4 protein-coding genes are annotated in these 3,522 nt (G+C 32.7%); all 4 read right to left on the bottom strand.

Annotated features, from left to right (window positions below):
* Positions 1-606 (bottom strand): isocitrate/isopropylmalate family dehydrogenase (locus ABY863_RS13195; RefSeq protein WP_372795590.1); only part of this gene is annotated, 606 nt, incomplete at its 3' end.
* 142 nt (positions 607-748) lie between these two features.
* A complete protein-coding gene (locus ABY863_RS13190; protein ID WP_372795588.1) occupies positions 749-2,266 on the bottom strand; it encodes an alpha-isopropylmalate synthase regulatory domain-containing protein in 1,518 nt (505 codons plus the stop codon).
* Positions 2,267-2,369: 103 nt separating this feature from the next.
* The gene (leuD, locus tag ABY863_RS13185) at positions 2,370-2,966 is read right to left on the bottom strand and encodes a 3-isopropylmalate dehydratase small subunit (protein ID WP_372795586.1); all 597 of its coding nucleotides are present in this window, start codon (positions 2,964-2,966) and stop codon (positions 2,370-2,372) included.
* 16 nt (positions 2,967-2,982) lie between these two features.
* The coding region (locus ABY863_RS13180) for an aconitase family protein (RefSeq protein ID WP_372795584.1) at positions 2,983-3,522 on the bottom strand (540 nt) is incomplete at its 5' end.

Raw genomic sequence — 3,522 nt, 5'->3', positions numbered from 1 at the left:
CGTTTCTCTCCATAAACGTGAAGTTTCTAATACATTTGCTTTATCAACACAACATAATTTTTTAGTACGTGTCATAGCTAATTCAAAGCCTTTTTTGGCCAAACGTTGTACTTCAAATCTTGTATAAACACAGTTGTCAAAAGCTGTTTCCCCACCATCTCTTCTACCTTTTTCTCCAAAGTAAATTCCGCCTGTTAATTCTCTTAAGAAGACTAAATCAGTACCTTCAATACGTTCTCTTTTTAGTGGAGAATTATCAATTAAAGATGGAAATGTAAACGTTGGTCTAACATTGGCAAATAAGCCTAATTTTTTACGCATTTTTAATAAACCTTGCTCTGGGCGTACTTTTGCAGAAGGATCATTATCATATTTTGGATGACCAATTGCACCAAACAAAACAGCATCGGCTTTTAAGCAAATTTCATGTGTTTCATCTGGGTAAGGTTCTCCACAAGCATCAATAGCAGCAGCCCCTGTTAAAGCAGGCATCCAATTAATTTCATGGTTAAATTTTGTTGCAATAGCATCACAAACTTTTACTGCTTCATTAATTACTTCAGGTCCAATTCCATCTCCTGCTAAAAGTGCTATATTCAATTTCATTTTATTGTTTTTTTTTAAATTATGAAGATTTCTATAGTGTAAAAATAAAACTTAAATGTCACATTGAGCGCATTCGAAATGTTTTAGATTTCTAGACTCCGCTCGAAATGACAAAACAGTGTACTTCACAGAATATCTTCTTCTATATATTCAACATTCGTTGTGTGGCTTTTATTGCAGATACTGTTTGATCTGAATCTAGCCCTCTTGTTATAAATCTTTTGTTTTTGTTTTCCCAAGTAATAATAGTTTCACATAATGCATCTGACGTACTTCCTGGAGGTATTCTAACTGCATAATCAACTAATTTTGGCAATACCATTTTTTTTCTTTTATACAATTTATTCAATGCATTCATAAAAGCATCAAACTGACCATCACCTTGAGCATGTTCTTCATATGATTCACTATCAATTTTCACCAAAACTGTAGTTGACGGTTTTAATCCTTTTGAATGTGTTAACACATATGATTCTATTGTAATCCTTTCTTGATACAAATTACTATTTAATACATCAGAAATAATATATGGCAAGTCTTCTTTTGTAACTAGCTCCTTTTTATCACCCAATTCAATAATACGTTGTGTCACTTTCTTTAAATCTTCATTATTTAAAGTCAGTCCAAGCTCTTGTAAGTTTTTTTCAATATTAGCTTTTCCTGAAGTTTTGCCCAAAGCGTATTTACGTTTTCTACCAAAACGCTCAGGCATTAAATCGTTGAAATACAAGTTGTTTTTATTATCTCCATCGGCATGAATACCTGCAGTTTGAGTAAATACATTATCTCCTACGATTGGTTTATTTGAAGGAATTCTAACTCCTGAAAAAGTTTCAATCAACTTACTTACTGAATATAATGAAGACTCTTTTACAGAAATTTCAATTTCGTTTTTATAAAAATCGTTAATAACCGCTACAACACTGGCTAATGGTGCATTTCCGGCTCTTTCACCCATTCCATTTACCGTTAAATGCAACCCGTGAGCACCTGCATTTATAGATTCCATCACATTTGCGACACTTAAATCATAATCATTATGCGCATGAAAATCGAAATGTATGTTTGGATATTTTGCTGTAGTTTTTGAAAAAAATTCTTTAGTTTCAGCAGGTGTTAAAACGCCTAAAGTATCTGGCAATAAAATTCGAGCAACTGGTTGCGTTACTAAAAAATCTAAAAATTGAAAAACATACTCCTGAGAATTACGCATTCCATTACTCCAATCTTCCAAATATACATTAGTAATAATTCCTTCTTTTTGAGCTAAATCAATAACATCTTTTATTTCAGAAAAATGTTGTTCTGGTGTTTTTTTAAGTTGATGTATTAAATGATTTAATGAACCCTTCGTTAATAAATTTTGAACTTTAGCCCCCGCATCTTTCATCCATTTTATAGACAACCCACCATCAACAAAAGTTAGCATTTCAATTTTATGAATATAACCGTGTTGATTTGCCCATTCAGTAATATTTTTTACTGCTTGAAATTCTCCTTCTGATACTCTTGCAGATGCTACTTCAATTCTATCAACATGAAGTTCTTCAATTAATAGCTTCGCAATTGTTAATTTTTCAGCTGCAGAGAAGGACACTCCCGAGGTTTGTTCTCCATCACGAAGCGTGGTGTCCATTATTTCAATTTTTCTTTTTTTCATCTTTTATAAATACGATTTTTGTCATTTCGAGCATAGTCGATATAACTATATTTCTAATTTATTATACATTTCGACTGTGCTGAATGTGAAAAATTAGTTTTTATTAAAACGGTCTTTTTGAAGCAAACTCTTCAATTTCATCTTTCATTTTTGTTAAATAGTCTATATCATCAAAACCATTTAGCATATTATCCTTTTTATAGGTATTAATTTCAAATGATTCTTGCGCTCCAGAAACTAGTATCGTAATTGTTTGTTTTGGTAAATCAATTTCAATTTCAGTTTTTGGATCAGCTTCAATTGCTTTGTAGATTTCATCTAAAAATTCAGCACTAACCTGAACTGGCAATACACCAATATTTAAACAATTTCCTCTAAAAATATCCGCAAAGAAACTAGAAACTACACAACGGAATCCATAATCGTATACTGCCCAAGCGGCGTGCTCTCTTGATGAGCCTGAACCGAAGTTTTTACCTCCAACTAAAATTTTACCAGAATACATTGGATTATTTAAAACAAACTGTTCTTTTGGAGTATTGTCTGGATTGTATCTCCAATCTCTAAATAAATTATCACCAAAACCTTTACGCTCTGTTGCTTTTAGGAAACGAGCTGGTATTATTTGATCTGTATCTACGTTTTCAATTGGTAATGGAACCGCAGAACTTTTTAATATTTCGAATTTATCGTATGCCATTTTGTTAGTTTTAAGATTATAAAAGTGTTCTCGGATCTGTTACAACTCCTGTTACAGCTGTAGCAGCAGCAACTAACGGACTTGCCAATAATGTTTTTGATCCTGGTCCTTGTCGTCCTTCAAAGTTTCTGTTTGATGTACTTACTGCAACTTTCCCAGCAGGAACTTTATCATCATTCATTGCTAAACAAGCTGAACAACCTGGTTCACGCAATACAAATCCAGCTTCGTGGAAAATATCTAATAAACCTTCTTCTTTTATTTTTGCTTCAACAATATGTGAACCTGGAACTAACCAAGCTGTTATATTATCGGCTTTTTTTCTTCCTTTTACTATAGATGCAAATGCTCTAAAATCTTCAATTCTACCGTTGGTACAACTTCCTAAGAAAACATAATCAACATGTTTTCCAATTATTGCATCACCTTCGTGGAATCCCATATAATCCAACGATTTTTTATAAGTAGCAACTCCACCTTCAACATCTTCAGCATTTGGAATGTGTTGAGAAATACCAGTTCCCATTCCTGGGTTAGTACCATAGGTAATCATTGG

The sequence above is a fragment of the Lutibacter sp. genome (genome assembly GCF_041562875.1).
Classification (GTDB): domain Bacteria; phylum Bacteroidota; class Bacteroidia; order Flavobacteriales; family Flavobacteriaceae; genus Lutibacter.
The sequence above is the reverse complement of the archived record's forward strand: the minus strand, read 5'-3'. Positions and strand labels throughout refer to the sequence as shown.

Excerpts from the sequence above, each read along its gene's own strand:
- ABY863_RS13190 (WP_372795588.1), bottom strand. The coding sequence starts at position 2,266 with ATGAAAAAAAGAAAAATTGAAATAATGGACACCACGCTTCGTGATGGA.
- leuD (WP_372795586.1), bottom strand. The coding sequence starts at position 2,966 with ATGGCATACGATAAATTCGAAATATTAAAAAGTTCTGCGGTTCCATTA.